We start from the raw sequence: 1,329 nt of genomic DNA, 5'->3' as shown, positions 1-1,329 counted from the left end.
TCACGGTCCCGGACAGCTAGTCTGTTATCCGATCTTGAATCTGGAAGAGTCTCATCTGGGGCTGAAGGAATATGTGCATCTGCTCGAAGAGGCTGTGATACGTGTCTGTGCCTTCTATGGCATTGAAGCGGGACGGCTTGAAAAGGCAACAGGTGTCTGGCTGGAAGGGAGTACGCCCCGTGCCCGTAAGATTTGTGCGATCGGGGTGAGGAGCAGCCACTACGTTACCATGCACGGACTGGCCTTGAATGTGAATACAGATTTACGCTATTTCAGCTATATTCATCCTTGTGGCTTTATAGATAAAGGCGTCACTTCTCTTCGTCAGGAACTGAAGCACGAAGTGCCTATGGACGAAGTGAAGCAACGCCTTGAATGCGAGCTTAACAGACTGCTGAACGAAAAAATCAGCAGATTGCTCAATGAAAGAACCCGGCAGACTCTGCTCAATGATAAAACTTAGCGGACTGCCCGAAGGAAAAGCCTAGAAAACGATTCCAATGCCGAGCTGCCATGTCTTATGCATGAAACAGTCTTTATCAGCCAGTGCATAAGAGAAATCTGCGCGAATCGGCCAGAAGTTGATTCCGCAGCCCAGTGTACCGTAGTTGCCTGTTCCTTTGTCGTTATCCCCGAAGTGATATCCTCCACGGATAATTCCATATTTCAGGAAATTATATTCCGCTCCGATGCCGGCTTGAAGATGGCGGTACTCGGACGGGAGCAGGTAATTGAAGTCAAGAGCCACCTGCAAGCGGTTGTCCATACTGAACGGCAGGTCGATGGCACCACCCAGTCCCAGTCGGGCAGGCAGTTTCTGTCCGTCCAGCTTGCTACCCAGGTTGGCGGCTTGAAATCCGATTGTCCATGAAGCCATTTCGTCTAGAATACCCATGCTGCGATGATAGCTGGCACCGAGGTCCACGGAGACTGACCCTTTGCTGTCCGCATCCTTATAGGCTTTTGCCTGCAGATATCTGAGTGTTAATGAAAGGGACAGGTTTTTGGCTACATTTCTGAAGTATGCGGCTTCTACGTTCCATGCGCGGGCATGATCTTCCGCACCGTCCTGCCAATGAAAATCGGCATCCTTGTAGTGACGGAATCCTACGCTAAATCCGTGCTTCCCTTCCCGTCCGATGCGGTAGAAAAGAGATGCGCTATGCATTCCAAAGTCTTTATTTATGTCAGCGTATGAGTAGCTGGCACCCATTACATCCTGCGAGAAAGCGATGGTGGAAGCGTTATGAAAGATAGCCGTGCTTCCATTGTCTGTGATAGCCAGTCCTGTGCCGGCCATACCTGCCGATTGGGCATCCGGAGTAATCT

Annotated in this window: 2 protein-coding genes; one reads left to right on the top strand and one right to left on the bottom strand. The window is 50.5% G+C overall.

All coding sequences use genetic code 11. From position 1 onward, the window contains the following. Positions 1-463: lipoyl(octanoyl) transferase LipB (gene lipB, locus HMPREF9007_RS00130; RefSeq protein WP_008763913.1), on the top strand; the 463-nt coding region annotated here is incomplete at its 5' end. 21 nt (positions 464-484) lie between these two features. Here the strand turns inward: lipB and HMPREF9007_RS00135 are convergent. Then, positions 485-1,329: PorV/PorQ family protein (locus HMPREF9007_RS00135; protein ID WP_032850872.1), on the bottom strand; the 845-nt coding region annotated here is incomplete at its 5' end.

Source organism: Bacteroides sp. 1_1_14 (assembly GCF_000162515.1).
Classification (GTDB): Bacteria; Bacteroidota; Bacteroidia; order Bacteroidales; family Bacteroidaceae; genus Bacteroides; species Bacteroides thetaiotaomicron.
This window is presented reverse-complemented; position numbering and strand designations above follow the sequence as displayed.